General features: G+C 64.3%; 1 protein-coding gene. It reads right to left on the bottom strand.

Going from position 1 to position 1,875, the window contains the following annotated elements; translation table 11 throughout:
• Positions 1–226: 226 nt before the first annotated feature.
• Positions 227–1,714, bottom strand: a complete 1,488-nt coding sequence (locus ACE04F_RS19740) for a helicase HerA-like domain-containing protein (protein WP_486109299.1) — start codon at positions 1,712–1,714, stop codon at positions 227–229.
• Positions 1,715–1,875: the final 161 nt, after the last annotated feature.

Below are 1,875 nucleotides of genomic sequence, written 5' to 3'. Positions count from 1 at the left end.
TTCACCGATGCCCAGCTCGGTCAGCACCGCCAGGGCATCGAATTGCGGGGAGCGATTGGCGGCGCATGCGCGGCCCAAGGACTGAGATTTTTTTCGCCTGTTGAATAGCCTTCGCGAGCAGGCTCGCTCCCACAATTGATCTGCATGAGGCACAAGATTTGCGCGCGCAGGAGATCTCCTGTGGGAGCGAGCCTGCTCGCGAAGGGAGCGATTCGGTCTCGATTGCCTACCGCCGCTTGCCGCCCCCCAACAATGATCCCATCAACCCGCGCACCAGCTGCCGGCCCAACTGATTGGCCGCCTGGCGCATCGCCGATTTCAGCGCCTGGCCGGCCGCGGTGCCGAGAAATTCCCCGGCCTTTTCGGTGAAGCTCGGCTCCTCGGCCGCCGGTTTGCCTGGCACGGCTTCGGCCTGCGGCTCCAGCCCCTTGCGCCCCATCAGCACTTCATAGGCCGACTCGCGGTCGATGGGTTTGTCATAACGCCCCTGCAACGGTGAGCTGGCGATCAGCCCGGCACGCTCAGCCGCGGTCAACGGCCCGATGCGCGACTGCGGCGGAGCCACCAGCACACGCTGGACCATTTCCGGCGTGCCTTTTTCCTGCAAGGTGCCCACCAGGGCTTCACCGATGCCCAGCTCGGTCAGCACCGCCAGGGCATCGAATTGCGGATTTGGTCGAAAACCGTCAGCCACCGCCCGCAGGGATTTCTGTTCCTTGGCGGTGAAAGCCCGCAGGCCATGCTGGATACGCAACCCCAACTGCGCGAGCACATCGTCCGGCAGATCGCCCGGCGACTGGGTGACGAAATACACCCCGACGCCCTTGGAGCGGATCAGCCGCACCACTTGTTCCAGCCGCTCTTGCAATGCCTTGGGCGTGCCGGCGAACAACAAATGCGCCTCATCGAAAAACAACGCCAGCAAGGGTTTGTCCGCATCGCCGCGCTCGGGCAGTTGCTCGAACAGCTCGGCCAGCAGCCACAGCAGGAATGTCGCGTAGACTTTCGGCGCCTCATGGACCAGGCGACTGGCATCCAGCAGATGAATGCGGCCACGGCCGTCACTGGCCGGTTGCAGGATGTCTTCAAGCTGCAGCGCCGGTTCGCCGAACAAGGCGTCCGCGCCCTGCTGTTCCAGGGTCGACAGTCGGCGCATCAAGGCCTGGCTGGAACCGGTGGTCATCAGGGCCGCGTCGTCCCCGAGCAGTTCAGGGTTGTCCTTGAGGTGATTGAGCAGCGCCTTCAGGTCCTTGAGGTCGAGCAGCAACAGGCCCTCGCGGTCGGCGACCTTGAACGCCGCGTACAAAGCCGCTTGCTGGCTGTCCGTCAGCTCCAGCAGGCTGCCGAGCAACAACGGGCCCATTTCACTCAACGTCGTGCGTAGCGGATGACCGGACTGGCCGTGGATGTCCCACAAGGTCACCGGATAGGCCTGGGGCTTGTGGCCGAGCCAGGGCATGCCGGCGATGCGCTCGGCGATCTTGCCTTGAGGATTGCCGGCAGCGCCGAGGCCGCACAGGTCGCCCTTGATGTCTGCCGCGAACACGGCCACGCCGGCATCGCTGAACATCTCGGCCAGGCGCTGCAACGTGACGGTTTTGCCGGTGCCGGTGGCGCCCGCCACCAGCCCGTGACGATTGGCCAGGCGCATGGCCTGGGCGACAGGTCGGCCGGCCAGGTCGGCCCCGATAACGAGTTGCGATGAATCAGGCATTTGGTCACCTGTGGGTTTGCGGTATGACGCCATTTTGCGCGCTTATATATAAGCATGCCCAGTGCAATAAGGCCCGAGCGGCAGAACAATAGCCTGCTACCAGCACTGGCCCCTTCGCGAGCAGGCTCGCTCCCACACTTTGGGCCTATGTTGAGCACAGA

The sequence above is a fragment of the Pseudomonas sp. AGC41 genome, from assembly GCF_057334555.1.
Note: the sequence above shows the minus strand (reverse complement) of the source record. Positions and strands in the feature narration are given on the sequence as shown.